The following is a 26,074-nucleotide window of genomic DNA, read 5'->3' as shown; positions in this document are numbered from 1 at the left end:
GGGTCAGGGCGCGAAGGCGCGGTGGCCGGTGTAGAAGCCCAGCGCCCGGTCCGGCGTCTCGAAGCGGATGCGCGAGCCCTTCGGGAAGAACAGGACGTCCTTGGGGCGTGCCACGACCCGCTGCCCGGTGTCGAGGTCGGTCAGGTGGAACTCGCCCTCGACGACGACCTTCATCTCGTCGTAGGTGTAGTCGTAGTCCAGCGGCTCCCCGGCGAGGAGCTCGAAGAACCCGCCGCAGATCTCGGCGCCGCCGGGATTCGCGAAGGTGTCGCCGATGAACGCCCGGACGCCGTCGACCTCCATGCTCGGCAGCCCCTCGGACCCCCCGGTGACGTGCCCGATCCGTGCCACGCTCGTCGTCATCCCGCTCTCTCTCCTCGCCGGTTCGGTGCCGGTGCCGCCGCTGCGGCACCGGCAGAGCTCGTTCGACCCGGGCGGAGGAGGTCCGTCGGCGCGCCGCCGGCGGACCTCCTCCGCGTACGGGGTCAGCCTCCGGTGGGTGCGGCCGTGGCGGTGAGGCGCTCGGCCGAGGCGATGACCGCGTCGGGCGTGGGGCCCGCGCCCGGGGTGTGCGCCTTGCCCTCGAGGTCGTAGGCGACCTCGGCGTGCTCGGTGAGGTCCACCCCCCGGACCTCGTCGGCCTCCGGCAGCCGCAGGCCGATCGTCTTCTGGATCGCCAGGGCGATGAGCAGCGTGACGACGAACGAGTAGGCCATCACGGAGCCGGCCGCGACCGCCTGCTTGCCGAGGAGCCCGAGGCCCCCGCCGTAGAGCAGCCCGTCCTGGCCGCTGGGGGCCTCCGCGGTGCCGAACACCCCGACGAGCAGGGTGCCGATGATGCCGCCGACCAGGTGCACGGCGACGACGTCGAGCGCGTCGTCGTAGCCGAAGCGGTACTTCAGGGCGATGGCCAGCGGGCAGATCGCGCCGGCGACGGCGCCGATGGCCAGGGCGCCGAGCGGGCTGACCGCACCGCAGGACGGCGTGATCGCGACGAGACCGGCGATCGCACCGGACATGCCGCCGAGCGTGGTCGCGTGACCGTCCCGCAGCTTCTCCACCAGCAGCCAGGCGAGGATCGCGGCGCAGGTGGCGTTGAACGTGGTCAGCATGACCACCGAGGCGCTGTTGCCCGCGGCGAGTGCGGAACCGCCGTTGAAGCCGAACCAGCCGAACCAGAGGATCCCGGCGCCGAGCGCGACCATCGGCAGGTTGTTGGGCCGCGCCTGGCGGGGCCAGCCCACCCGCTTGCCGACGACGAGGACGACGGCCAGCGCACCGATGCCGGCGTTGATGTGCACCGCGGTGCCACCGGCGAAGTCGACGGCGGCCAGGTCGTTGGCGATCCAGCCGCCCAGCGTGCTGCCGTCGGCGGAGTCGAACGCGAACACCCAGTGGGCGACCGGGAAGTAGACGAGCGCGGCCCACAGGCCGGCGAACAGCAGCCACGGCCCGAAGCGCACCCGGTCGGCGACCGCGCCGGCGATCAGCGCGGTCGTGATGACCGCGAACAGCGCCTGGAAGACGGCGACCAGCGCCGGGGGCAGCGCGGCGGTCTCGTCGCCGGCGAGCAGGTCGCCGAGGCCGAGGTACTCGGTGGCGTTGCCGAGCAGGCCCGCGCCGCCGTAGGAGTCGCCGAAGACCATCGAGAACCCGAAGAGGGTCCAGAGGACTCCGACGACCGCGACGGCCCCGAAGACCATCATGATCATGTTGAGGATCGACCGCGAGCCGACCATGCCGCCGTAGAACAGCGCCAGGCCCGGGATCATGAGCGCGACGGCCATGGTGGCCGCGAGGATGAATGCAGTGCTGCCGACGTCCACGCAGGGTCCTTCGTCTACTGGGAGTGGTCGCTGTCGTGCGGCAGTAGACGGCGGAACTGTTGCCGGAGCGGTCATCCCGCGTGACGTTCGGATGACGGGCGCCAACACCGGGCACCGGGCGCCGGGCGGCGGGGCGGGCGCGCGGTCGCCCCGCGCACCTGGCAGGCTGGGGTCGCGGACCGGGGGACGACGGAGGGGGCGGCATGGACATCGCATTCACGGTGACCCTGCCGGTCGACACCGACAGCGTCCCGTTCGTCCGGGGGCTCACCCGCCAGGCGCTCGATCACCTCGAGATCGACGGACCCGTGGTCGACGAGATCGCGCTGGCCCTGACCGAGGCGTGCGCCAACGTCGTCCAGCACAGCGGCGGGCACGCGCACTACGAGGTCGGCGTGGCCATCGACGACCGGCGGTGCCGGATCACCGTGTGGGACGACGGCAAGGGACTCGACCCCCGGGCCGCGCCGAACACCGCGACCGGGCTCGACCGGGCGGAGGGCGGCACCGGCCTGCTGCTGATGCAGGCCCTCGTGGACCGGCTGGACTTCCGGCACGACCCCGACGGCCGCCACCGGGTCACGCTGGAGAAGCTGATCTCCGGCCGCCCGTCGCTGCGGCTGCTCGACCGCGACTAGCGGCCGGACGGCGCGCCAGCGCGATCAGCGGGCGTAGAGCGCGCCGTTCTCGTCGCGCTCGAGCAGCGCGGCCAGCCGGGCCGCCCGGGCCGCGGCGTCACGCGCGGCCGGGTCCGACCCCTGGGCGCGGGCGCAGAGGCAGGCCAGCTGGCGGGTGACGATGCGCCGCCACGCCTGACGCCGGCGCTCGGGGTCCACACCGCTGCGCAGTGTGCCCTCGCCGGTCGACGTCGTCCCGTCCGTTGCCTGCACGCGGTCCTCCTCGAATGCCCGCCGCGCCCACTCGTGTACGGCAGATCACAAGATAGGTGACTAACTTTCGAAACGTCCAGTCCGGGGGGCCAGAAGGAGCCCGATGGCCTGCACGAGCAACTCGTTCTGGGTGGCGAACTCGGCGGCCCGGCCGGCTCCGTACGCCGGCGGGTTGGCGCTGATCATGACGTGGCTCATCGCCATCCCGCGCAGGGCGTGGAACAGCAGCGGGCCCAGGGTGGCCTCGTCGGCCCCCGTGCCGGCCAGCACCTCGCCGGCCAGCCGGTGCAGGTCCGCGTCGACGGAACCGGTGATCCGCTGCATCGTCGCCAGGGTCTGCTCGCTGGTGCGGGGGTCGTGGGCAAGGGTGAGCAGCACCTGCATGAAGGCCAGGTACTCCCGGGAGCCGTAGTACGCGTCGAGCACACCGAGGTAGGCCGCCACCCGCTCCTCGACCGTCCCGCCGCCGATCTCCGCGGCGGCCAGCAGCCGGCGGAGGCGGTCGTTGCCCTCCTCGAGCACCGCGAGCATCAGCGCCTCGCGGGAGCCGAAGTGGTGCTGGATGGCGCCCCAGGTCACCCCGGCCCGCTCGGCGATGGCGTTCGAGCTGGCCCGGTAGAGGCCGCGCTCGAGGATGCACTGGATGGCCGCCTCGACCACGGCCGCCCGCGCCGGCTGGTCCGAGCGGGCGTTGGTCTCGCCTCCGCGCGACCGGGACGGGCTCGGTCCCTGGCTCGCGGTCACGGTCGCCGAGGGTACGGCCCGCTGATCACCTCCGGAGCACGACGCCGGTCCGGCCCGCACTCACGAGGGCCACGTGCGGATCGGCGAGCTGGTTGGGCGACCGGCCGCGGAGCTGGCGCACCGCCTCGAGAGTCAGGTTCATCCCGTGGATGTAGGCCTCGCCGATGAGCCCGCCGTTGGTGTTGCACGGCAGGGCGCCGGTGGGCCCCAGGTTCCCGTCCGCGACGAAGTCCTTCGCCTCCCCGTAGCCGCAGAACCCCAGTGCCTCGAGCTGGAGGAAGAACATCGGGGTGAAGGCGTCGTAGATCATCGCGACGTCGACGTCGGCCCGCTCGATGCCGGCGGTACGGAACAGGCTCTCCCCCAGCTCGGCGGCCCCGTCGAAGCGGGAGAGGTCGGGGCGGTAGTGGTTGCTCGCGACCTCCTCCTCGAACAGGCCGAGGGAACCGGCGGCGGCGATCTCCACGGGGGCGGGGGTGTCGGCCGCGCGGTCCGTCGAGGTGACGACCATCGCGACCGCGCCGTCGGTCTCCTGGCAGCAGTCGAACAGCCGGATCGCCGGTTCGGCGATCCACCGCGAGTTCTGGTGGTCGTCCAGGGTGATCGGGCGGCCGTGGAAGTACGCGGCCGGGTTGGTGGCCGCGTAGGCACGGAACTGGACGACGGCGCGGCCGAAGTCGGCGCTGGTCGTGCCGGTCTCGTGCATGTAGCGGGTGGACTCGAACGACATCCACGAGGCGGGTGTCAGCACGCCGTACGGGGTGGCCCACTGCATCGCGGTGGTGCCCGAGTGGCCGCTGACCGGCTCGGGTGCGACGCGGGCCCGCCCGAAGCGCTTCCCGGACCGGGACCGGCAGGCCCGGTAGACCACCACCGTCCTCGCGGCACCGGAGAGCACGGCCGCCGCGGCGTGCTGGAACATCCCCTGGCTCCCGCCCCCGCCGTAGGGGATCCGGCTGGACCAGCGGACCGCCGGGATCCCGAGCGAACGCACCAGCTCGGTCTCCTCGACGGGATCGACGGTGAAGCTGACCAGCCCGTCGACGTCGTCGGTGGTGAGGCCCGCGTCCGCGAGGGCGGCCACGATCGCCTCGGCCGCCAGCCGGGTCTCGCTGCGCCCGGCGTCCTTGGAGAACTCGGTCGCGCCGACCCCCACGATCGACGTGGACCCGATCACGACGCCTCCCGGATCCGGAACACGGGGACGTCGCCCTCGGCGGTGGGCGCGGAGGTGGCCTCCACCGGCAGCCCGATGCGGACGTCGGAGGGCGCCACCCCGACCAGGTTCGACAGCACCCGCGGCCCCTCGTCGAGGGTCACGAGCACGGCCACGACCGGGTACTCGAACGACGGGTGCCGGGGATGGTGCAACAGCGACCAGCTGTAGACCTCGCCGGTCCCGGCGACGTCGACGAAGCTCTGCGCGACCGAGTGGCAGGCCGGGCACATCGCACGGGGCGGGTGCTGCCAGCGGCCGCACGCGTCGCAGCGCTGGATCGCCAGCCGCCCCTCCGCGGCGGCCGCCCAGAAGCCCTCGCTCTCGTCGGTGCGCAGCGGCGCCGGTCGCACGGGCCCCGATGTGGCCCGCTCCCCTCCCCCGGCGCCGGTCGCGGGCTGCAGGTCCTGTGTCATGAGTGCCTCCGTGCCGGGCGCTCCAGCTGGGCCAGGACGACCCGCCGGCGGGCCTCTCGCGTCCGCTCGACCGGCGGGGTCCCCGTCGGCGCGGTCACTGCGCGCCCTCCGGCAGTGCGGTGTCGTCGACGACGCCGGAGGCGATGAGCTTGTCGATCTCCTCGGCGCCGTACCCGGCGCTGCCCAGGACCAGCCGCGAGTGCTCCCCCGGCCACACCGGGCCGTTCCTCAGCACCCCCGGGGTGTCCGACAGCCGGAACAGCAAGCCGGCCGCCCGGGTGTGCCCGACGGCGCGGTGCGGGAAGGCCGGCGAGAGCAGCTCCGGGCCGCGCGGGTCCTCCCCGGAGAACAGCCGGTCGGCGAAGTGCAGGTCCGGCACCTCGCAGGGCACCCCGGCGGAGTCCAGCGCGGCGAACCACTCCGCCGAGGTGCGCGTCCGGAAGGAGGCCTCGAGCAGCTCGACCAGGACGGCGTCGTCGGCGGCACGCCCCGCACGGGTGGCGAACCGCGGGTCCGTGGCGAGGTCGGGCCGTTCCAGTGCCCCGCAGAGCGCAGGCCACGAGGCGTCGTCGAGCGCGGCCAGGCAGATCCAGTCGTCGGCCGTCCGGTAGAGCCGGTAGAGGGCGGACCAGCCGTACTGCTCGGCGTCGGGCCGCTGCCGGTCGCCGCGGGCCGCGCCGTCGGGCGTGACCCACGCCGTCGAGGTGTGCAGGAGGTGGGCGTACAGGATCGACGTCCGGACGAACTGGCCCTCGCCGGTGCGCTCGCGGTCCATCAGCGCCTGCATGATCCCGAGCGCCGACAGCAGGCCGTTGCCGGTGTCGCCCAGGGACGTGTTGGACCAGATGGGCCGGCCGCCGTCGTCCAGCCCGCCGTCGAGCCACGAGGTACCGCCGAGCGCCGCCCCGGTCTGGTCGTTGCCCGGGTTCTGCTCCCGCGGGCCCTGCTCGTGGCCGATCGTGTGGCAGTAGACGAGCCGCGGGTTGATCGCGCGCAGCGACTCGTAGTCGATGCCGAGCCGCTCGGCGGCGGCGTAGCGCATGTTGTGCTGGACGACGTCGGCCTGCTCGACGAGCCGCTTGAGCACGGCGAGACCGGCCGGGTCCTTGAGGTCGAGGGCGATCGACTCCTTGTCCCGGTTGCACATCTGCGCGATGTGGTTGGAGTACCAGAACTTCTCGGTCAGCGAGTTCACCTTGATCACCCGGGCGCCCAGCTGCGCCAGCACCTGGGCGCCGAAGGGGCCGGCGACGGCGACGCCCAGGTCGAGCACCGTGATGCCCTCGAGCGGCGCGGACAGCGGTCGGCCGGCCGGGACCGCCGGGGCCGGCGTGCCGTCGGCCAGGAGCCGGTCGGCCTCCGCGCGCACCTCGGCGGTGTGCTGACCGCGGGCCGGCGCCGGGGTGGGCGCCCGCTGCGGGTGCCGTTCCAGGTCGATCACGCGGCCGACCTGCCGGACGGCGCCGTGCTCGGGGTCGGGCACGTCGACGACGCAGCCGTCCTCGACCAGCAGCGGGTCCAGCAGCGCCTCCTCGGGCGAGCGCACCGGCTGGAGCGGGGTGCCGACCTGTGCCGCCACGCGCACCCAGTCCTCGACCGGGTGCCGGCCCATCGCCTCGACCATCTGCTGGTGGAAGTGGAAGAGCACGACCATGTCGTGCGGCGCGGGCGAGACCCGGTACGACGCCTTCTTCGGGCTGGGCACCGAGGGCAGCGGCTGCATGTCCGCCGCGTCGGCGTTGATCACGAACTCCGGGAGCGGCACCCAGTTGTGCAGCCAGCGCCCGTCCGAGCCGCGGAAGAATCCGCGCGGGGTCCGCGGGTCCGGGATCCAGGTGAGGAAGTTCTCGACGTCGGGGTCGTCGACCTGCACCCAGGCGCCGACGGAGGTCAGCAGCACGCCGTCGAGCAGGGACGCGTCCACCCGCTGTCCCCGGCCGGTGACCTGACGGGCCCGCAGCGCGGCGGTGATCCCGATGCTCGCGACGTAGAAGGCCCCGAGGTCCACCCACGGGGTCCCGCTGAACAGCGGACCGTCCCGGTCCGGGCCCACCCAGACGCCGTCGGGCTGCTCGACGCCGGGCAGCATGCCCTCCCGGCCCGACAGCCGGCTGATCGTGCCGCCGAGGGTTCCGCGCACCTCGTACTGGTGCCCGGTGCGGGCCGCGACCAGCGCGCCGATACCCGGCCGGTCGGCATCGGGGCCGGTGGCGCCGTAGCCGGTGATCGAGCAGTACACGAGTCGCGGGTTGAGCGCCGCCAGCGTGTCGAAGTCGATGCCGAGGCGCTCCGTCGTTCCCGGCGAGAAGCTCTCCACCAGGACGTCCGCCCGGCGGGCCAGGGCGAGGAACCGCTCGTGGTCGGCGGGCTCGGTGAGGTCGAGCACGGCGCTGCGCTTGCCGCGGTGCCAGACCCGGTAGCCGGACGGCTCACCGAACGGGTCGCCGCCGGGCCGCTCGATCCGGGTGACGTCCGCCCCCTGATCGGCCAGCAGCATCGTGGTCATGGGGCCGCTGATGCCCCAGGACAGGTCCAGGACCATGAGGCCCTCGTGGATCGCCATCGCGGCGTACCTCCGGTCGGAGTGGGTGGGTGCCGGACCGGCGGGACTACGAGAGACCCCAGGTGCGCATCGCGTTGCCGGAGAGCATCAGCTCCCGCTCGGCCTGCGGCACCCCGGCGAACTGCTCCTCGACGACCGCGCGCGAGTTCGGCCAACTCGTCACCGGGTGCGGGAAGTCGGTGGACCACATGAGGTTCTCCACCCCGATGTAGTCGCGCATCCGCTCCAGGCCGAGCTTCTCGTCGATGAAGGTGAAGGACATGTTCCGGCGCATGTACTCGCTCGGCAGCATGGTCGTGCCGGGGTAGGAGTAGCCCTGGCGGGTCACCATGTCGTCGACCATCTCCATGTACCAGGCCACCCACGCGATGCCGGGCTCGACGAAGACGAGCTTGAGGTCCGGGTACCGCTCCAGCAGGCCGGTCATGGTCCACATGCCGAAGGACTCCGCCGTCATCAGCGGGGTCATCGAGACCATGATCCCCTTCTGCGGCGTGGGGTCGCGGTCGGCGAGCTCGCTCAGCGTCGTCTTGAGGCCGATGTGCAGGGCGATCGGCAGCCCGGTCTCCTGGATCAGGGACAGCAGCGGCGCGTAGCGGTCGTGGTAGTAGTCGAGCTGCCCGAGCTCGCTCGGGAAGACCGGCAGCTGCAGCGACCTCGCCCCCATGCCGACGACCCGCTCCACCTCCGACATCGCCAGCTCGATGTCGTGGATCGGCACCTGGTAGCTCATGACCAGGCGCTTGGGGTCGACGTCGGCGAAGGCGTGGATGCAGTCGTTGAACGCCCGCAGCGCCGGCCCGACGCCGCCGTCCTTGATCTTGCTGAGGTACCGGAAGGCGCTGACCTCGCTGTAGAGGACCTCGACGTCCACGCCGTCGGTGTCCATGTCCTTCAGCCGCTCGGCGGGGTCGAAGTAGCTCGGCCGCGAGAAGGCCGAGTTCGCGGTGCTCGCCTTGTCCTTGGGCCTGGCGCCGGCCTGGTTGGCCGCGCCGGCCCCGGACTTCATCCGGTTCTCGTGCTCGGAGGCCGCCTCGTCGTAGACCGCGTGGTACCTCGCCGGCATGAACGACTTGATCTGGTCGTGCGAGACGCGGACGTGCGAGTCGGCGGAGATGAGTCGCTCGGTCATGGGCGGTCTCCTGTCTGGGGTGCGCCGCAACGGGTCCCTCCGGCGCTCGGCGGCGCCCGACCGACGTCGGAGCGCACACTCGCATAGTAACCACTATGGAGCGCCGTGGCGAGACCTGGCCCACACCTGCCTCGGTGCAACCCGCCGGCCGGCCCGTTCCGGCGGCAGCGCCTCAGCCGGGCGGCACCAGCACCTCGTAGGAGGGGTCGGACGCGTCCCGCGAGCCGCCCGTGGCGAACATGCCGTTCTCCAGCGGCCGCATGCTGTCGATGCCGTGCAGATAGCGCCGCGAGGTGATCACCCAGACGCCGTCCCGCCCGGCCCACCGGTCGACGTACCGCCCGCTCGACACGATCTCCAGCGGGCCGTCGGGAGACGGGACCCGGAACCGGGCGTCGACGTAGCACTCGCTGCCCGCCGTGTCCCCGTCGACGACGACCGAGACGTTGCCGATGCGGTGGACGTGGGCGTCCATGGCGGCGTGCGCGGCGAGCGCGAAGTCCACGAAGCCCGGGCCGGTGCCGCGGTACATGTCGCCGTAGTCGGCCTCGGCGTCCGGCGCGAAGACGGACCGGCCGAGGTCGGCGTCGCACCGGTCCATCGCCCGGCAGTAGGCGGAGAGCTGCCGCTCGATCGCGCGCTCGGCGAGCAGGCGGGCGAGGTCGGCCTCGATGGGAGCGGCCATCAGAAGGCGCTGCAGCCTGCGTCGACCGGGAGCGTCACGCCGGTGACGAACCGGGACTCGTCGGAGGCGAGGAACAGCACGCCGTTCGACTGGTCGACCGGGTCGACCATCCCCACCGGCCCGAGGTCGAGCAGGTGGTTCCACAGCATCGGGGCGACCTTCGGGTCCGCCTCGATGGGATGCGCCGCGCCCTCCGGGGACTCCATGTGGTTCATCGGGGTGTCGGTGGCCGTCGGGTGCAGGGTGTTGACCCGGATGCGGTGCTTGGCGAGCTCGGTCGCGAATCCGCGCATGAGCCCGACGACGCCGTGCTTGGCCGCGACGTAGGGCACCAGGAAGGGCAGGCCCTTGAGGCCGGCGACCGAGCTGACCAGCACGATCGAGCCCCCGCCGGCGGCGACGAGGTGCGGGACGGCGGCCATCACCGTGTTCCAGGTCCCGGTGAGGTTGACGTCGATCACCTCCTGCCAGATCGCCGGGGTGACCTGGTCGTAGGGGGCGACGACGACGATCGCGGCGTTGGCGACGACGACGTCGAGGTGGCCGAGCTCGGCCACGCCGGACTCCACCGCGGCGGTCAGCCCGGCGAGGTCCCGGATGTCCGCGACGTGCGCGACGATGCGCCGGTCGAGCGCCTCGACCTGCCGGACCGTCTCGTCGAGGTCGGCCTTCGTCGCCGCGGGGTACTGGGTGTTGTCGAAGCCGGCGCAGACGTCGACGGCGATGACGTCGGCGCCCTCCTGCGCGAGCCGGACCGCGTGGGCCCGCCCCTGCCCGCGGGCGGCCCCGGTGACGAGGGCGACCTTGCCCTCCATGCGTCCCGACATGCGCGTTCTCCTCGTCCTGGTGCCGTTCGGTGGTGGTCCCGCGTCAGGGCCGTAGCGCCCGGAGCAGGAGGTCGGTGACGTCGTCGGCCCCGCCGCGGCGGCCGGTGAAGGGATGGATGAAGGAGCGGTAGAGGGCGGCGCCGATCAGCACGTCGAACACCGTGTCCGGGTCGACCGCGGGATCGACCGACCCGGGCGGCGCGGCGGCGAGGACCGCGCGGAACGCCGGCCGCACGCCCTGGCCGACGCGCCGGGTGAGCCCCCGCACCTCGTCGCCCTCACCGCGGGACGCCGCGAGGATCCCCGGCAGGCCGGCCCGCGCGACCGGCGAGTCGAACAGCTCGAGGTACCCGCCGACGAAGGCCCGGACGTCGGCGCGGAGGTCCCCCGTGGGGCGGACGTCCAAGCGGTCCAGGTCCTGACCGATCGCCGTGGCGATGAGCTCCAGCCGCGAGGGCCAGCGCCGGTAGATGGCCGAGGCCCCGACACCGGCCGCACGAGCCACCGCCTGGACGGTCGTCCCGACGAAGCCCTCGGTCGCGAGCAGGTCCCGGGTGGCGGCCAGGACCGCCTCGTCGATGCGCGCATCCCGCGGTCGCCCCCGCGCGGCCTCGCTCATCCGACCCCCTTGACCCTTTTCGATTCAGGTTGCACCGTAACGGAGACAGCTCCCCCGGTGAAGGGTTCCGATGCACACCTGCGACGAAGAGACGACGACGGACCTCGACGTGGCGGCGCTGGCGGCCCGCCTGCAGCGCATGGAGGACGTACTGGCCATCACCCAACTCGTCGCCCGGTACGGGCCGGCCGCCGATCTCGGTGACGCCGGTGCCGTCGCCGGGATCTGGGCCGAGGACGGCGTCTACGAGGCGCAACCCTTCGGCAGGTGGGTCGGGCACGGGCCGATCGCGGGGATGATCGGCGGCGGGCACCAGGAGATGATCCGGGCAGGGATGGCTCACGTGCTGACGCCTCCGCACGTCGAGGTCGACGGGGACACCGCCCGCGCGTGGAACCACGCCCTCAACCTCCGTTGGGACGCGGGGAACGACCGGTTCTGGGTGGCCCGGCTGTCCGCCAACGAATGGACGCTCCGGCGGGTCGACGGCCGGTGGCGCACCGTGAAGCGGGTCAACCGCAACCTCGACGGCGCCGACGAGGCCCGGGCCCTGTTCGCCGGCATCGCCTCGACGGGAGGCTGACGACGATGCGCGCTGCGGTGCTCCGTAACGGCGTCGTCGAGACCCGCACGATCGCTGACCCCACCCCCGGCCCCGGCCAGCTGCTCGTCCGGTCGCTGGCGTGCGGCATCTGCGCCTCGGACCTGCACTTCATGGATCACCCCGAGGCCGGCGCCGACGACGACAGCGGGATGTCGACCTACGACACCGACGTCGACATCGTCATGGGTCACGAGTACGTCGCCGAGGTCGTCGACCACGGCCCGCGGACCGAGCGCCGGATCCCGGTGGGCACGCGGGTGAGCTCGCTGCCCATCCTCTTCACCGCCACCGGGGTGAAGATCATCGGTCAGAATCCGGAGACGCCCGGCGGCTTCGGCGAGTACTTCCTGCTGAGCGAGCCGATGGCGCGCGTCGTCCGCTCGGAGCTGCCCGCGGAGCTGGTCTCGGTCGCCGACGCCATCTCGGTCGGCTGGTCCGCTGCCACCCGGGCGCAGGTCACCCCCCGGGAGGTGCCGATGGTCATCGGCTGCGGCGCGATCGGCCTGTCCACGATCGGCACGCTGAAGCGGCTCGGCGTCGGCCCCGTCGTCGCCGTGGACTTCAACGCCGCACGGCGGGAGACGGCCCGGGCCATGGGTGCCGACGTCCTGGTCGACCCGGCGGAGGTCTCGCCCTACGCGGCATGGCGGGACGTCGCGACGGGCTCGCCCGACGGCGCACGGGACCTCGTGGCGGCCGCCGGCCTCCCCGGCTCCGTCGTCTTCGAGTGCGTCGGTCTCCCCGGCGTGCTCGACGGCGTCATCATGGGCGCCGAGCGCGGCACCCGCGTGTTCTCCATGGGCGGCCCTCCCGCGGGGGAGCACCTGCACACGCTGACCGCCAAGCGGAAGGGCATCAACATCCAGTTCGGCGGCGGCCCCTCGCCCGAGCACTGGGATCAGGCCTTCGAGGCGGTGTGCGACGGCAGCTACGACGTCACGCCGATGGTCGGTCACTCCGTAGGGCTGGACGAGGTCCCGGCGGCGCTCGACGACGCCAGGGACGCCGACGGCCCGGCGCGCATCATCGTCGTGCCGACCCGATGACGATCGGCACGGGCATCCTGGAGGGGCGCACCGCTCTGGTCACCGGCGGGGGGAACGGGGTGGGCCGGGGCATCGCCCTGGCCCTCGCCGGCGAGGGCGCATCGGTGGTCGTCGCCGGCCGGACGGCAGCGACGCTCGAGGGAACCAGGCAGTTGATCGAGGACCGCGGTGGTCGCGCGGCGGTTGCCGTCTGCGACATCACCGTCAGCGAGGAGGTCGACGCCTGCATCGCAGCGACCCTCGGCCTGTTCGGCGGCATCGACGTCCTGGTGAACAACGCTGCGCTGGTCCCGCACGGCTCCCTCCTGGAGGCATCGGAGGAGCTGGTGGACGCGGCCTGGGCCGCGGGGCCGGTGGCGACCTGGCGGCTGATGCGCCGCTGCCACCCGCACCTGCGCGACGGCGGCGTGGTCGTCAACGTCTCGTCCGGGATCAGCAAGGCCGGCTCGGCGCCCAACCGGTTCGCCTACGCGATGGTCAAGTCCGCCCTCGACGCACTCAGCCGCGCCGCGGCCACCGAGTGGGCGGCCGACGGGATCAGGGTGAACACGATCATGCCGCTGGCCCGGACCGAGGCCGTCGAGGCGTGGTTCGCCGCCGAGCCCGAGCACGCCTCCGCCGTGGAGGCGCAGGTCCCGCTCGGCCGTATCGGCGACCCGGAGCGGGACATCGGCCGCGCCGTCGTCTTCCTCGTCGGGCCGGACTCTGCCTACCTGACCGGCGCCACCCTCCCGCTCGACGGCGGCAGCGCCTACCTGCGCTGACCGCCCGTCCCGCCGCGCATCACCCATGGGCCCCGGCCCGGCCGTACGCGGGCGCCCGACACTCGGAGAGGCCGGGCGCCCGCGCGGACTCAGAGGGGCATCCACACGTTCTTCGCCTGCACGAACTCCCTGATGCCCCAGATGCCGCCCTGACGGCCGTAGCCCGAGCGCTTCACGCCTCCGAACGGGGCGCCCACCGGCAGGTCGACGAAGCCGTTGACCCACACGGTGCCGGCGTCCAGGTCGCGCGCCATTCGGTGCGCCCGGCGCAGGTCGTTGGTCTCCAGGTGCGCCGCGAGCCCGTACTCGGAGTCGTTGGCGATCGCCACCGCCTCCTCCTCGGTCTCGAACCGCATGAAGGCGGTGACCGGCCCGAAGATCTCCTCCTGGGCGATCTCGGCCGAGTTGTCGACGTCGGCGAAGATCGTCGGCGCGAGGAAGTAGCCGTCGGCCAGCTCGCCGCCGAGTCGCTCACCCCCGGTGACCAGGCGGCCGGTGCCCGCCTCCTTCGCCCGGTCGACGAAGCCGAGGATCCGGTCGGCGTGGCCCTGGCTGATGACGGGCCCGACGAACGTGCCCGGGTCGAACGGGTCGCCCATGGGGACCTGGGCGGCCAGTGCCGCCGACATCTCCACCAGCCGGTCGTAGACGGGCGCCTCGACCAGCACCCGGCTGCCGGCGATGCACGCCTGGCCGGTGCCGAGCAGCGTGCGCCGGGCGGCCTCGTCGAGATCGGCGTCGGCGAAGACGATGCGCGCCGACTTGCCACCGAGCTCGAAGGCGGTGGGGGTCAGGTTCGGCGCCGAGGCCGAGACGATCCGGCTGGCCGTGCCGCCGCTGCCGGTGAAGCAGATCTTGTTGACGTCGCGGTGGCTGGTGAGGGCCGTCCCGGCCACCGCCCCACCGGGGACGACGTTGATGACGCCGGGCGGGAAGCCCACCTCGACCGCGAGCTCGGCCAGCGCCAGGCACGTGTAGGGCGCCATCTCCGGGGGCTTGATCACGATGGTGTTGCCGGCCGCGAGCGCCGGGGCGAGCCACTGGCCGAAGGAGACGAACGGCCCGTTCCACGGCACGATGACCGCGACCACGCCGTAGGGCTCGTCGAGGGTGTAGTCGAACGCCGGCCCCGGGAAGGTGGCGACCACCTCGCCGCCGATCTTGTCCGCGTAGCCCGCGTTGAACTCGAAGAGCTCGGCGACCCAGTTGGTGAAGTACGGGGTGAACGCGAGCGGGTAGGCGTTCTCCACCGTGATGATCGGCGCGAGGTGCTCGCTGGCCCGGACGGCCGCGGCGAACGCCAGCATCAGCCGCCGGCGCTCGTTGCCGGGCATCCGCTTCCAGGCCGGGAGTGCGGCGCGGGCGGCGGCGACCGCGGCGTCCACCTCCTGCTGGCCGGCCAGCGGCACGGCGTACGTGACCTCGCCGGTGGCGGCGTAGCGGTGCTCGTACACCTCCCCGTCGTGGGTGGTGATCTTCTCGGCGCCGATGAGGAACCCGGGCTCGGGCAGGACGGAGCGGTCGACGGCTGCGGGGGGCATGAGGTCTCCAGGTGCGACGGGCCGGGGTGCGCGCCCATCAGATCAAAGATAGGTAGTGAACGGTCTACCGGACGCTCCGAGTGACCACAAGACACCGCTGCCATTGACCGTGCCGGGCGTTCCGACCTAGCGTACTGAACACCGTTCAGTCATCGCACCGAGGAGCCCCGTGTCCACCACCGACCCGCAGTACGCCGCCCTGGCCGCCCGGCTCCAGGAGCTCGAGGACGTCCGCGAGATCACCGAGGTCTTCTACGAGTTTCACCACGCCTGCACCGGCGGGTTCAACGGCCTGCAGGCCGGCCGGATGGAGGCCCTCGACTGCCTGACCGACGACGCGACGATCGAGGTCCAGCAACTGCACGAGCCCGGCAAGGGCCCCCGCGGGCGCGAGGCGGTCGCGCAGTACTGGCACTACTTCTACGGCGACGACGGCCCGCTGCCCTACGTGTTCCAGACGAGCGTCGCCGACAAGGTCGTCGTCTCCGGGGACACCGCGGTGCAGTACTCCAACATGCTCGGGATGTTCTGGCACCGCGACAACCAGCCGGTGATCTCGCTGTCCAAGCGCATCAACGACTTCGTCCGCACCGAGAAGGGCTGGCGGATCCGCAAGACCACGATCGAGGGCGGCTTCTCGGCGCCGCTCGAGGAGTTCCGCGGCACGCTCAACCCGCTGCCCCCGCAGGAGCCGCGCACCCCCTGGACCTACGAGGGCTGACGGCCCGACGGCGGCGGGACCAGCGCGGGGTCGACGACGGCGCCGGGGACGTCGGCCTCGCGCGGCCGGCGTCCCACGGGGCCGATCGTGGGCAGCGCGACCAGCAACGCCCAGACGGCCAGGCCGCAGCAGATCCAGAACGCGGTCCGGTACCCGGCGACGAGCGCCGCCGCGAGTTCCGCACCCGCGGCCGGCGCCCCGCCCAGCTCGCCCGTGGTCACCGCCGCCGCCAGCGACACGACGGCGGCGATGCCCAGGGCGCCGCCCACGGACTGCAGGGCGTTGAGCACGCCCGAGGAGATGCCGACGTCCCGGGACTCGACGCCGTGCACCGCCACGAGGGTCAGCGGGAGGAAGGTCAGCCCGGCGCCGGCCGCGGTGAAGACCATGAAGGGCAGCAGTCCGGTGAGGTACTGCGTGTCGGTGTCGAGCTGCGCCGGGCCCGCGAGACCGATCGCCGAGCAGGTCACGCCGGCCACGACCAGCGCCCGGCCCCCGAACCGGGTCATCAGGCGCGCCCAGACCACCGGCAGGAACGTGTTGGCCAGGGTGGCCGGAAGGTAGATCAGTCCCGCCTCCAGCGGGCTGTAGCCGAGCACCCGCTGCACGTACTGCGCCAGGAACAGGAAGCTGACGCCCTGGTAGGCCACCACGAGCAGGGTGGTGGCGTAGGCCCCGGCCCGCGACCGGTCGCGGAACAGCCGCAGCGGCAACAGGGGCTCGCGGGCGAGCACCTCGCGCACGCCGAACCCCGCCAGCGGGACGACGGCCGCGACGGCGGGGACCCACGTCTGCCGGTCCGTCCAGCCGTACCGGGAGGCCTGGGACAGCGCGAACGCCAGCGCCGAGAGCCCCAGGGTCCCGGTCACCGCCCCGGTCAGGTCGAGCCGGCGGCCCTGCCGCGCGGTCTCCGCGACCAGCCGCGGGGCCAGGAGGCAGACGAGGACGCCGAACGGCACGTTCAACAGCGCCGTCGCCCGCCAGCTGAGCACGGTGAGCGCGCCGCCGAGGACGAGCCCGACCGCGGCGCCGGCGCTGGCCGCGCCCGCGTACACCCCGAGGGCCCGGTTGCGCGGCGAGCCCTCGGCGTACTGCTCGGTGATCAGCGCCAGGGCGCTGGGCGCGGCCAGCGCGGCGCCGACCCCCTGGACCGCGCGGGCGGCGAAGAGGAACGCCGGCCCCGTGGCCAGGGCGGTCGCCAGCGAGGCGCCGGTGAAGAGGGCGACGCCGGCCAGCAGGACCCGGCGCCGGCCCAGCAGGTCCCCGGCACGGCCGCCCAGCAGCAGCAGGCCGCCGAAGGGCAGGGAGTAGCTGGTCACCACCCACTGGAGGGAGTCCTCCGACAGCCCCAGGTCCTCCTGCACGCTGGGCAGCGCCACGTTCATGCTCGAGAGCGTCATCGACACCAGGAGCATGACCAGGCTGAGCACGAACGCGGCCGCCCCCAACGGCGGCAGGTCGCGTCGCCGTCGGGACCTCACCCGGCCATCATCGTGGGGACCGCAGCCTCACTCCACGGTCGAGGGCACGCCCGGGGCTGCCGGCCCGGCCGACGGCCCGACCCGCGGACCGGGCGTGAAGCGGACGGGGAAGCTGGTCGGCGCGTAGACGTTGCCGGCGTCCTCGAAGCGCGGCACCTCGTCGACCGTCAGCTCGAAGTCCGGCAGCCGGTCGAGGACCCGGTCGATCATGACCTGGAACATCGTCCGCGCGAGGTTGGACCCCAGGCAGCGGTGGATGCCGACGCCGAAGGCCATGTGCCGGTTGGGCCACCGCTCGACGTCGACCGTGTGCGGGTCGTCGAACTCGGCGGGGTCGTAGTTGGCCGCGGCCCACATGAGCATCACCCGCTCCCCCGCCTTCATCTGCTGGCCGTGGAACTCCGCGTCGCGCGACAGCGTGCGGGCCAGGCCCTGCGTGGGCGTCCCCACCCGGAGGAACTCCTCGGTGGCGCGGTCCAGCAGGTCGCGGCGCTCGATCAGCCGCTGCCGCAGCGCCGGGTCGCGGGCGATCCGCTCGAGGCTGTTGCCCGTCAGGCCGCTGGTCGTGTCCATGCCGCCGAGCATCACCAGGAAGACGTAGCGGACCTGCTCCATGAAGCCGATCGTCTGGCCGTCGACCTGGCAGGTGACGATCGCGGTCAGGACGTCGTCGGGCTTGTCCGCCAGCGCCGCCCGCTCCTCCAGGGCCCGGGACACCTCGCCGAAGAGCGCGATCTGCGCCTCGCCGGCCTCGGCCCGGTCGCCGTGGATGATCGTGTGGATCCAGTGCACGAACTGCGGCCAACGGCTCTCGTCCATGCCGAGGATGCGCAGCGCCATCAGCGCCGGCAGCGGCGTGCTGAGCTGCTGGACGAGGTCCCCCTCGCCCGACTCGACGAACGCGTCGATCAACTCGTCGGCCGCCGCCCGGATCCCCGGCTCCATCGCCGACACCGACTTCGGCGACAGCAGCCCCAGCACCGGCTTGCGGTACTGCTGGGTCTGCGGCGGATCGATCTCGATCGGGATGGGACCGGTCCCCTCCGGCATGCCACCCTCCGCGCCGTCCCTGGGGAGGCCGGTGCCGGGCGAGGAGAGGAACAGGTCGTCGTCCTTGGTGGCCTCGAAGACCGGCTGGTAGCCGGTGAGCATCCAGAAGCCGCCGTTGCGCCGGTCCCACGCGACCGGAGCCGTCTGCAGGAGCTCGCGGTAGATGTCGTAGTTCTGCGCGGAGAAGCGCTCGCCGTGCACGTCCAGGTCGATGACCGGCCGCGGCGCCGCGCCGTCCTCGAGGGACCGGGTCGACACCGGGCACGGCCCGGCGGTCTCCGACGTCGTCATCTCATCCGCTCCTCAGAAGGTCGTCTCGCTAACATTGCAAAGATTAGCTGTTGGCGACGTCCGGCGGGCGGGGCACGGCGCGGTCACCCTCCTGCCACAACCCGTGCGCGGTGCGGACGGCGATCCGCCAGCCGGCCGGCGTGCGCACCAGCTCGTCGGCGTACCAGCCGCCCATCCGGTAGATGCGCGACGGCCGGCCGGCCCGGCGCAGGGTGGCGATCACCTGGCAGCGGCTGCGCGCGACGTCCCCGTCGACCTGCACGTCGTGCCCGCCGATCAGGTGCTGGGTGGAGTCGACGTGCGCGTGCGACTCCCGCATCCGCTCGACCATGTCGCCGACGCCGGTCACGGTGAACGCGCCGTAGTCCGCGCGGAGGTCCTCGGCGAAGACCTCGCACAGCCCCTCCCAGTCCCGGGTGTCCAGCGCCCACGCGTACCGGTTGAGCACGCCGATGACCGCCAGGACGTCGGCGGCGTCCCCCCTCACCCGGTCGGCCGGCTGCGTGGCAGCCCCAGCCGCCGCTCGGCGACGATCTCCCGCATGACCTCGCTGCTGCCGCCGTAGATGGTGCTCACCGGGGCCTTGCGCAGCGCCCACTCGACGGCGCCGTGCAGCGGCCCCGCGTCGCCGGCGAGCAGCGCCTGCTCCCCCAGCAGGTCGGTGAGGACGTCGACCCGGCGCTGCTCGGCCTCGCTGGCGTACAGCTTCTGCATCGACCCCTCGATGCCGGGCAGCCCGCCGGTCGAGGCGACCCAGCGGACCTTCAGGCCCAGCAGCCGGCCGATCTCCTCGTCGAGGGCGAGCCTGGCCAGGTGCTCGGCGACCGTCGGGTCGGCGAGGAGCACCTCGCCGTCGCCCCCGGGGGTCTCCCGCGCCCAGGCGGCCACCTGCTCGACCAGCGTCGGTCCACCCGGGGCCGTGGCGGTGCCCCGCTCGTGCACCAGGGCCACCCGCATGACGCCCCAGCCGCCGTCGACGTCGCCGATCCGCATCGCGTCCGGCACCCGCACGTCGGAGTAGAAGGTCGCGTTGGTGCGCTGGCCGCCGAGGGTGTGCACCGGCTGCACCTCGACCCCGGGGGCGTCGAGCCGGGCCAGCAGGAGGGTCAGCCCCTTGTGCTTGGGGACCTCGGTGTTCGTGCGGGTCAGCAGGAACACGTGGGTGGCCATGTGCGCGGTGCTGGTGAACATCTTCGAGCCGTTGACCACCCACTCGTCGCCGTCGCGGACGGCGCGCATCCTGGCGGCTGCGGCGTCGGAGCCGGAGCCGGGCTCGGTGTAGCCGAGCACGATGACGACCTCACCGCGCAGCGCGGCCGGGACGATCTCCTGCTTGGCCTCCTCGGTGGCCACGTGCAGGATCGTGCGCGCGACCATCTCGGTGGTCACCCAGCCGTCCATCCGCAGCCCGCGCGCGCCGATCTCCTGGAAGACCGCCAGCGCGTAGCCGGGGTCGACGTCGGTGCCGCCGTACTCCGCAGGCCAGCCGGCACCCAGCAGCCCCTGCCGCCCGAGCAGCGCGTGCAGGTCCGCGTTGTGGTGGGTGCCCGTGGCGTGCTCCAGGTCGGCCCACGCGGGGTCCACGTGCTCGTCGGCCCACTCCCGCGCCGACCTGCGGAACTCCGCGAGGGAGTCGTGCTCGGTGAAGTCCGGGCCAGGCCGGGTCGTCCGGCCTCCCTGCAGGGGCCCGCCGCGAGCCTGCGAGTGGTGGGGGGCAGGGAGGTCCTTGCTGAGGCCACGGGGGGCGAACAGGTCGGTGGCGAGCGCCCGCAGCTCGTGCCGGGGAGCGCCCAGCGCGAGCGGCCAGGCCTTGGCCCGCCGGTAGTACAGCTGGATGTCGTACTCGAGCGTGTAGCCGTAGCCACCGTGGAAGTGCAGGCTCGCGGCGGCGGTGGAGAACGCGGTCTCACCGGCGAAGAGCAGGGCCATCCGGGCCAGGGCCACCGCCCGGGCGTCCCCGGTGTCGCGCGCCCAGGCCGCCTCCTGCACCAGCAGCTCGGCCCCGTCTCCGGCCGTGGCCTCGTCGGCCAGCCGGTGCTGCACCGTCTGGAACCAGGCGATCGGGACGCCGAAGGCGTGCCGCTCCTTGACGTAGTCGACGCCGAGCCGCAGCGCCTCCCGCCGCACGCCCTCCAGCGCCGCGGCGGTGAGCACCCGCCACAGCGACACGGCGTCCGCGTGCGCCCGGTGCGCCTCCTCGCCGGTCGCCAGCACGCGACGCTGCGACCAGACCCCCGTCCTCACCTCGGCCAGCGCGGCCGAGCCGAGGTTGGGCAGCAGCTCCGCCACCGTCCCCTCCGGACGCGTGAGCGCCACCAGCTCGTCGCCGTCGAGGGCGACGACGAGGTCGGCCGCCGCCGCGCCCGGCACGGGGCCGGCGGAGCCGGCCCGCAGCGGCCGCAGCGCGAACGCCGGGACGACGGCACCCTCGCCGACCCCGTCGAGCACCTCCCGGCCGGCGGCCGAGCAGGCCAGGAGGTGCACCGCCGCCCAGGCCCCGGGCAGCTCGACCGGGGCCACCCGCCGGCCCGCCTCGATCGCGACGACGACCAGGTCGGACACGGTCGCACCCCCGCCGCCGACCTCCTCGGGCGCGCCCATCGTCGGGATCCCGGACTGCACGAGCACCCGCCAGAGCGCGTCGTCGTGGCCGCGGGCCTCCGCGGCCCGGACCCGCTCGGGGGTCGCCTGCTTCTCGAACAGCTCGGCGACCGACTCCCGGAGCGCGGCCTGGTCGTCGGTGAGGGAGAGGTCCACCGTCAGGCCACCGTGGCCGGCTGGTTCTCCACGCTGAGCGCGGCGTCGGCCTCGTCGGGCTCGGCGGCGTCGGCCGCGGCGAACCGGAAGACGGTCACGTCCTCGCCCTCGATCGTCTCGAACACGATCCGCAGCGGCATCCCGACGTAGAGGTCGGCCGGGTCGATGCCGACGGTGTTGCCGATGACGATGCAGCCGCGCGGCTCCTCGGCCAGCTTGGCGAGGACGACGGCGTAGGGCACCTCCTCGTTGAAGGCGCCGGGGCCGCGGTGGACGATGCTGAAGCTCCACACGGTCGCGTCCCGGCTGACCGGCGTCCACGTCTGCGCCTCGTTCAGGCAGGAGCGGCAGGCCGGGAACGGCACCCAGTTGTAGTGGCCACAGTTGTCGCACTTCGGGACGCGGAACTCGCCGGCGGCGAGGCCGTCCCAGAAGGGCTGGTTGGCGGGCTCGATCTGCGGAAGGGGCTTGCGGTAGGTCATCTCGACTCCTCGGGGGTCCGGGTGCGGGGGGCTCAGTCGGCGGCCATGACGAGGACACCGGCCATGCCGTGCACCGCCCAGCCCTGCTGGAGCGAGACGCCGATCTTCGCGTTCGGCACCTGCCGCTCACCGCACTCACCGCGCAGCTGGCGGACGACCTCGATCGTGTGCATGCCCGCCGGGTCGCCCGCGTGGCTGTTGGAGAGCAGCCCGCCGTCGGTGTTGGTCGGCATCGAGCCACCGAGGCGGCAGTGGCCCTCCTTCACGTACTCCGCGCCCTCGCCGAGCTTGCAGAAGCCCATCTCCTCGAGGTCGCGGATCGTGGTGATGGTGAAGCAGTCGTAGAGCCCGGCGACGTCGATCTCGTCGCGGCCGATGCCGGAGATGTCGAACGCCCGGTTCGCGGCACGGCGCACCGCCTTGCCCTCTTCGGGGAACCACGGGTCGTTGATCGTGGTGTAGAAGTCCGTGTAGGTGGACTCCGCGCCGCCGAGCACCCAGACGGGCTTGGACTTCGCCGACCGTGCGCGCTCCGCCGACGTCATCACGATCGCGTAGCCACCGTCGTTGTCCAGCGAGCAGTCGAGCAGGTTCAGCGGCTCGCAGATGGGCCGGCTGTTCAGCACGTCCTCGACGGTGATCTCGCCCTTGCGGCCCATGATCGAGTTCGGGTTGAGCGTCGCGTGGTAGCGGGTGAAGACGGCGACCTCGGCCAGGTCGGCGTGGGTGGCGCCGAACTCGTGCATGTAGCGCTGGGCCCACAGCGCGTACCACGTCGTCATGTAGGCGCCCGACTGGTAGAAGCTCCAGTCCGGCACTCGCGGCGCCTTGTCGGCGGCAGCGGTGCCGCGCGGGCCGACCAGCGAGCCGGCCTTGCCGTAGAAGAGGACGACGACCTCGCACATGCCGTTCTCGATGGCCAGCGCCGCCTTCGCCAGCGCACCGGAGGCCCCCCCGGTCTCCATCAGGCCCAGCGGCCGCTCACCCAGCTGCGCGGCCCAGAACTGCGTCGCGGTCGTGCCGGGCAGGTGGTCGGACATGCTCAACGGGATGATCCCGTCGACCTCCTCGACCGGGATGCCGGCGTCGTCGCAGGCGCCCTTGATCGCCTCCAGCTGGAGGGAGAACGAGGTGCGGTCGGGCAGCTTGCCCTGCTTGGTCGTGTAGACGCCGGCGATCGCCGCCTGCCTGGGTCGCGCCACGGGGTTCCACCTCTCGATGCCCGCCATCGACGGCGGGACGGATGAGACACTTGCTACCGAACTTGTATCGCACGTATCGTCCCGGCGGCAAGGGCCCCGGCGCGTCCGGCGCGGAGGGCGGGCCCGGCATCCACGGAGGAGGCGGGCATGGCCTTCGGGCTGAGCGACGACCAGGAGCTGTTCCGGTCCACCTGCCGGAGGGCGCTGCAGGAACGGGCGCCGGTCGAGCGGGTGCGCGAGCTGCTCGACGACCCGGTCGGGTTCGACCGCGCGACGTGGGCCGCCGGCGCGGAGCTGGGCTGGACCGCGATGTTCGTCCCCGAGGAGCTCGGCGGCGGCAGCGTCTCCGGGGAGGCGCTCGTGGACGCCGCGATCGTGGCCGAGGAGTTCGGCCGGTCGGTGCACCCGGGCCCCGCGCTCGTCACGAACGTGGTGGCCGCCGGCCTGGCGCGGGCGGCGTCTCCCGAGCTGGCAGAGCGGGTGCTGCCGGGCATCGCCGCCGGCGAGCTGGTCGCCACATGGGCGTTCGCCGGCCCCGACGACGCGCTGCCCGCCGAGCCGCCCGTCACCGCCGTCCCGGATGGCGCCGGTCACCGGCTCGACGGCGTGGCCTCCTACGTGCCCGACGCCGCGGCCGCCGATCTGCTCCTGGTCAGCGCGACCACCCCCGACGGCCCGGCGCAGTTCCTCCTGCCCCGCGACGCCCCCGGCATCGAGGTCCAGCCGCTGGAGACCCTCGACCTGGCCCGGCGCCTGGCGAGCGTGCGGTTCACCGGCGTGGCGGCCGGCCCGGAGACCGTCGTCGGCACCGTCGGCGGGGCGGCGGGCGACCTCGAGCACCAGCTGCGGGTCGCCCTCGTGCTGCAGTGCGCCGAGACCACCGGGGCGACGGCCCGCGGCCTGGCGATGACCGTCCAGTACGCGAAGGACCGGGTCGCCTTCGGCCGGCCGATCGGCTCCTACCAGGCGCTCAAGCACCGGATGGCCGACCACCGGATGTGGCTGGAGGGCTCGGCGGCGATCACCGCGCACGCCGCCCGCGCCGTCGCGCTGGACCGCCCCGACGCCGCGATCGCGCCCCGGGTGGCCGCGGCGCACGTGGGTCGGCGCAGCACCGCCACGCTGCACGACTGCATCCAGCTGCACGGCGGCATCGGCATGACCTGGGAGTACGACCTGCACCTGTACTTCCGGCGGGTCATCAGCAACGAGGTGCTGCTCGGCAGCCCCGACCAGCACCAGCGCGCGCTGGTCGACATCGCAGAGGAGGCCGCGGCGTGACCGAGCAGGTGGAGGTGCCCCGGCAGGAGGCGCCCGAGCACGAGACGGTGCCGGAGTTCCGCGCGCGGGCGCGGGCCTGGCTGGCCGCGCACGTGCCGCTCGAGTCGCCCGGTGAGCCGTTCCTGCAGTGGGATGACGAGGGCGTGGCCCGCGACCGCGCGATCCAGCGCTCGCTCTGGGACGGCGGCATCGCCGGGGTGCACCTGCCCCGCGAGTACGGCGGCCTCGGGCTGTCGGCGGCCCACCAGGAGGCGTTCCGCGAGGAGGCCGCCGAGTACCGGATGCCGGAGAACTTCGGCAACGCGTTCAACGTCGTGATCCCCACGCTCCTGACGCACGGCAGCGAGCTGCTCAAGCGCCGGCACATCCCACGGATCCTGCGCGGCGACGACATCTGGTGCCAGTTCCTCTCCGAGCCCAGCGGCGGCTCCGACCTCGCCGGGCTGCTCACCCGCGCCGAGCGCACCGAGGGCGGCTTCGTGCTCGACGGCGCCAAGATCTGGACCACCGGCGGCAACTACTCCGACCGGGCCATCTGCCTGGCCCGCACCAACCCCGACGTCCCCAAGCACGCGGGCCTGACCATGTTCGTCGTCGACATGCGCACCCCCGGCATCGAGATCGCCCCCGTGCGGCTGCTCGACGGCAGCGCCGACTTCTGCCAGGAGCACATCGACGACGTCTTCGTGCCGGCGGAGAACGTCGTCGGCGAGGTCGACGACGGCTGGCGCGTGGCGACCACGCTGATGGTGAACGAGCGCAGCGCGATCGGCCGGGGCTGGTCGCTGGGCGGACAGCGCGGGCAGCAGGCCGACACCGGCATCGGCCTGGCCCCCGAGTTGCTGGACCTGGCCCGCGAGCTCGGCCGCGACACCGACCCGTCGGTGCGCGCCCTGATCGGCGAGCGCTGGGTCCTCGAGGCGGTGATGGCCGCGACCACCAAGCGGGTCGGCGCCGCCATCGCCGCCGGCGACCTGCCCGGGCCGGCCGCGGCGATCCTCAAGGCGATGTCCGGCGCGACCGCCGTCCGCAGGGGCGAGATCGACCTCGCCGTCGCCGGCGTCCGCGCCGCGGCCGCGCCGGCCGGCGGCGGGGAGCTCTGGGGCCTGCACCGGCTGTCCAGCCACGGCATCGGCGGCGGGACGACGGAGATGCAGCGCAACGCCATCGCCGAGCGCCTGCTGGGCCTGCCGCGGGAGCCGAGCGACGACCGCGTCGTCCCGTTCCGGCAGCTGCGGCAGAACACCCGGCCCGCATGATTACCGGCGTGGAACCCGGCACCGCACAGGACACCCCCCCGACCGACGCCGTCCCGACCGACGCCGACACCCGCGACCGGATCCTGCGGGCCGGGATGGAGTGCGTCACCCGGTTCGGGCGGGCGAAGACCACGATGCAGGACGTCGCCGCCGCCGCCGGGCTGTCCCGGGCGACCCTCTACCGCCACTTCGCCGACCGCGGCGCGCTGTTCAACGGCATCCGCGAGTTCGAGCGGGAGCGCGACCTGGCCCTGATCACCGAGCGGGCCGAGCGCACCCGCACCCTGGCCGAGGCGGTCGCGGTGGTGGCCGAGGTGCTGGCGGCCACCGGCACCCGCTACCGCATGGGCGAGCACCTGGCCGCCGGTGACGAGAGCCTGGCCCGCTTCCTGGCGCTGCGCCTGGGCCGCGAGCGGGAGCGGGTGGCGGAGCTGATCCGGCCGTACGTGCGGCGGGCCGACGCGGCCGGCGAGCTGCGCGCCGGGGTGTCGGCCACCGAGGCCGAGGAGTGGATCGCCCTCGGGGTGGCGCAGGTCGGTTCGCTCACCGGCCTGCGCTCGGTCGACGTCCGGGACCCGGCCGCGGTCGGTCGCTGGCTGGGTCGGATGACCTGCGCCGGCGTCTGCGCCGACGCCTGACCGCTCCCGCCTCCCCGCGACGCGGAGCGGGCGCGGCTC

General features: G+C 73.5%; 26 protein-coding genes. 8 read left to right on the top strand and 18 right to left on the bottom strand.

From position 1 onward, the window contains the following. Window positions 1-3 precede the first annotated feature (3 nt). Entirely contained in the window at window positions 4-363 is a 360-nt protein-coding gene (locus tag BMY88_RS19370) for a cupin domain-containing protein (RefSeq protein WP_091947554.1), read from the bottom strand. Window positions 364-485: 122 nt separating this feature from the next. Continuing rightward, complete coding sequence (locus BMY88_RS19365) at window positions 486-1,826, bottom strand: ammonium transporter (RefSeq protein WP_211435730.1); 1,341 nt, start codon at window positions 1,824-1,826, stop codon at window positions 486-488. Window positions 1,827-2,029: 203 nt separating this feature from the next. Here BMY88_RS19365 and BMY88_RS19360 point away from each other — a divergent pair, with 203 nt between their 5' ends. After that, window positions 2,030-2,464, top strand: coding sequence for an ATP-binding protein (locus BMY88_RS19360; protein WP_091947547.1), 435 nt, complete (start codon window positions 2,030-2,032; stop codon window positions 2,462-2,464). A 24-nt stretch (window positions 2,465-2,488) separates the two neighbouring features. Here BMY88_RS19360 and BMY88_RS19355 read toward each other — a convergent pair whose 3' ends face one another. The 9 genes from BMY88_RS19355 to BMY88_RS19315 all read right to left on the bottom strand — a co-directional run bounded on the left by BMY88_RS19355 (window position 2,489) and on the right by BMY88_RS19315 (window position 10,918). Next, complete coding sequence (locus BMY88_RS19355) at window positions 2,489-2,716, bottom strand: hypothetical protein (protein WP_091947544.1); 228 nt, start codon at window positions 2,714-2,716, stop codon at window positions 2,489-2,491. A gap of 60 nt (window positions 2,717-2,776) precedes the next feature. Then, a complete protein-coding gene (locus BMY88_RS19350) occupies window positions 2,777-3,460 on the bottom strand; it encodes a TetR/AcrR family transcriptional regulator (RefSeq protein WP_170861195.1) in 684 nt (227 codons plus the stop codon). Window positions 3,461-3,485: 25 nt separating this feature from the next. Beyond that, entirely contained in the window at window positions 3,486-4,637 is a 1,152-nt protein-coding gene (locus BMY88_RS19345) for a thiolase C-terminal domain-containing protein (RefSeq protein ID WP_091947538.1), read from the bottom strand. Beyond that, window positions 4,634-5,092 (bottom strand): Zn-ribbon domain-containing OB-fold protein, encoded by a 459-nt coding sequence (locus BMY88_RS19340; RefSeq protein ID WP_091947535.1) that lies wholly within the window; start codon window positions 5,090-5,092, stop codon window positions 4,634-4,636. The genes BMY88_RS19345 and BMY88_RS19340 overlap by 4 nt, the downstream gene beginning before the upstream one ends. Window positions 5,093-5,186: 94 nt before the next feature. Continuing rightward, on the bottom strand, window positions 5,187-7,655 hold the full coding sequence (locus tag BMY88_RS19335) for a CaiB/BaiF CoA transferase family protein (RefSeq protein WP_091947532.1): 2,469 nt from the start codon (window positions 7,653-7,655) through the stop codon (window positions 5,187-5,189). 46 nt (window positions 7,656-7,701) lie between these two features. After that, window positions 7,702-8,787 carry an amidohydrolase family protein gene (locus BMY88_RS19330; protein ID WP_091947529.1) on the bottom strand — a complete coding sequence of 362 codons (1,086 nt, stop codon included), beginning with the start codon at window positions 8,785-8,787 and terminating at the stop codon, window positions 7,702-7,704. A 172-nt stretch (window positions 8,788-8,959) separates the two neighbouring features. Next, window positions 8,960-9,472 carry a nuclear transport factor 2 family protein gene (locus BMY88_RS19325; RefSeq protein ID WP_091947526.1) on the bottom strand — a complete coding sequence of 171 codons (513 nt, stop codon included), beginning with the start codon at window positions 9,470-9,472 and terminating at the stop codon, window positions 8,960-8,962. Then, on the bottom strand, window positions 9,472-10,299 hold the full coding sequence (locus BMY88_RS19320) for a mycofactocin-coupled SDR family oxidoreductase (protein WP_091947523.1): 828 nt from the start codon (window positions 10,297-10,299) through the stop codon (window positions 9,472-9,474). Before BMY88_RS19320 ends, BMY88_RS19325 begins: the two co-directional genes overlap by 1 nt. A gap of 43 nt (window positions 10,300-10,342) precedes the next feature. Continuing rightward, complete coding sequence (locus BMY88_RS19315) at window positions 10,343-10,918, bottom strand: TetR-like C-terminal domain-containing protein (RefSeq protein ID WP_091947520.1); 576 nt, start codon at window positions 10,916-10,918, stop codon at window positions 10,343-10,345. 70 nt (window positions 10,919-10,988) lie between these two features. On the opposite strand from BMY88_RS19315, the gene BMY88_RS19310 reads away from it, so the two are divergent. The 3 genes from BMY88_RS19310 to BMY88_RS19300 are packed head-to-tail and all read left to right on the top strand — an operon-like array spanning window position 10,989 to window position 13,332. Then, complete coding sequence (locus tag BMY88_RS19310) at window positions 10,989-11,501, top strand: nuclear transport factor 2 family protein (RefSeq protein WP_091947517.1); 513 nt, start codon at window positions 10,989-10,991, stop codon at window positions 11,499-11,501. 5 nt (window positions 11,502-11,506) lie between these two features. Next, window positions 11,507-12,568 (top strand): zinc-binding dehydrogenase, encoded by a 1,062-nt coding sequence (locus BMY88_RS19305; protein WP_091947515.1) that lies wholly within the window; start codon window positions 11,507-11,509, stop codon window positions 12,566-12,568. Continuing rightward, window positions 12,565-13,332 (top strand): SDR family NAD(P)-dependent oxidoreductase, encoded by a 768-nt coding sequence (locus tag BMY88_RS19300; RefSeq protein ID WP_091947511.1) that lies wholly within the window; start codon window positions 12,565-12,567, stop codon window positions 13,330-13,332. Before BMY88_RS19305 ends, BMY88_RS19300 begins: the two co-directional genes overlap by 4 nt. Window positions 13,333-13,421: 89 nt before the next feature. Here the strand turns inward: BMY88_RS19300 and BMY88_RS19295 are convergent, their stop codons facing one another. Continuing rightward, the gene (locus BMY88_RS19295) at window positions 13,422-14,873 is read right to left on the bottom strand and encodes an aldehyde dehydrogenase family protein (RefSeq protein ID WP_091947510.1); all 1,452 of its coding nucleotides are present in this window, start codon (window positions 14,871-14,873) and stop codon (window positions 13,422-13,424) included. Window positions 14,874-15,042: 169 nt separating this feature from the next. Between BMY88_RS19295 and BMY88_RS19290 the strand changes: the two genes are divergently transcribed. Continuing rightward, window positions 15,043-15,594 (top strand): nuclear transport factor 2 family protein, encoded by a 552-nt coding sequence (locus BMY88_RS19290; protein WP_170861194.1) that lies wholly within the window; start codon window positions 15,043-15,045, stop codon window positions 15,592-15,594. On the opposite strand, the gene BMY88_RS19285 is transcribed toward BMY88_RS19290, so the two are convergent. Genes BMY88_RS19285 through BMY88_RS19260 form a run of 6 tightly spaced genes read right to left on the bottom strand, consistent with a single transcriptional unit; the run spans window position 15,582 to window position 22,857 of the window. Further along, window positions 15,582-17,075, bottom strand: a complete 1,494-nt coding sequence (locus BMY88_RS19285) for an MFS transporter (RefSeq protein WP_139220522.1) — start codon at window positions 17,073-17,075, stop codon at window positions 15,582-15,584. The genes BMY88_RS19290 and BMY88_RS19285 overlap by 13 nt on opposite strands. 27 nt (window positions 17,076-17,102) lie before the next feature. Further along, a complete protein-coding gene (locus BMY88_RS19280) occupies window positions 17,103-18,416 on the bottom strand; it encodes a cytochrome P450 (protein WP_091947502.1) in 1,314 nt (437 codons plus the stop codon). 43 nt (window positions 18,417-18,459) lie between these two features. Further along, complete coding sequence (locus BMY88_RS19275) at window positions 18,460-18,903, bottom strand: nuclear transport factor 2 family protein (protein WP_170861193.1); 444 nt, start codon at window positions 18,901-18,903, stop codon at window positions 18,460-18,462. Next, a complete protein-coding gene (locus BMY88_RS19270; protein ID WP_170861192.1) occupies window positions 18,900-21,173 on the bottom strand; it encodes an acyl-CoA dehydrogenase family protein in 2,274 nt (757 codons plus the stop codon). The genes BMY88_RS19275 and BMY88_RS19270 overlap by 4 nt, the downstream gene beginning before the upstream one ends. Before the next feature lie 2 nt (window positions 21,174-21,175). Further along, on the bottom strand, window positions 21,176-21,655 hold the full coding sequence (locus BMY88_RS19265; protein ID WP_091947495.1) for a Zn-ribbon domain-containing OB-fold protein: 480 nt from the start codon (window positions 21,653-21,655) through the stop codon (window positions 21,176-21,178). A 32-nt stretch (window positions 21,656-21,687) separates the two neighbouring features. After that, window positions 21,688-22,857: a thiolase family protein gene (locus tag BMY88_RS19260; RefSeq protein WP_091947492.1), complete on the bottom strand. Its 1,170-nt coding sequence runs from the start codon at window positions 22,855-22,857 to the stop codon at window positions 21,688-21,690. A gap of 147 nt (window positions 22,858-23,004) precedes the next feature. Here BMY88_RS19260 and BMY88_RS19255 point away from each other — a divergent pair, with 147 nt between their 5' ends. The 3 genes from BMY88_RS19255 to BMY88_RS19245 are packed head-to-tail and all read left to right on the top strand — an operon-like array spanning window position 23,005 to window position 26,035. Beyond that, entirely contained in the window at window positions 23,005-24,138 is a 1,134-nt protein-coding gene (locus BMY88_RS19255; protein WP_091947489.1) for an acyl-CoA dehydrogenase family protein, read from the top strand. Further along, a complete protein-coding gene (locus tag BMY88_RS19250; protein WP_170861191.1) occupies window positions 24,135-25,397 on the top strand; it encodes an acyl-CoA dehydrogenase family protein in 1,263 nt (420 codons plus the stop codon). Before BMY88_RS19255 ends, BMY88_RS19250 begins: the two co-directional genes overlap by 4 nt. An 8-nt stretch (window positions 25,398-25,405) precedes the next feature. Next, the gene (locus BMY88_RS19245) at window positions 25,406-26,035 is read left to right on the top strand and encodes a TetR/AcrR family transcriptional regulator (RefSeq protein WP_170861190.1); all 630 of its coding nucleotides are present in this window, start codon (window positions 25,406-25,408) and stop codon (window positions 26,033-26,035) included. Window positions 26,036-26,074 lie beyond the last annotated feature (39 nt).

This window comes from Trujillonella endophytica, from assembly GCF_900110555.1.
Lineage (GTDB): Bacteria > Actinomycetota > Actinomycetes > Mycobacteriales > Geodermatophilaceae > Trujillonella > Trujillonella endophytica.
Note: the sequence above shows the minus strand (reverse complement) of the source record. Positions and strands in the feature narration are given on the sequence as shown.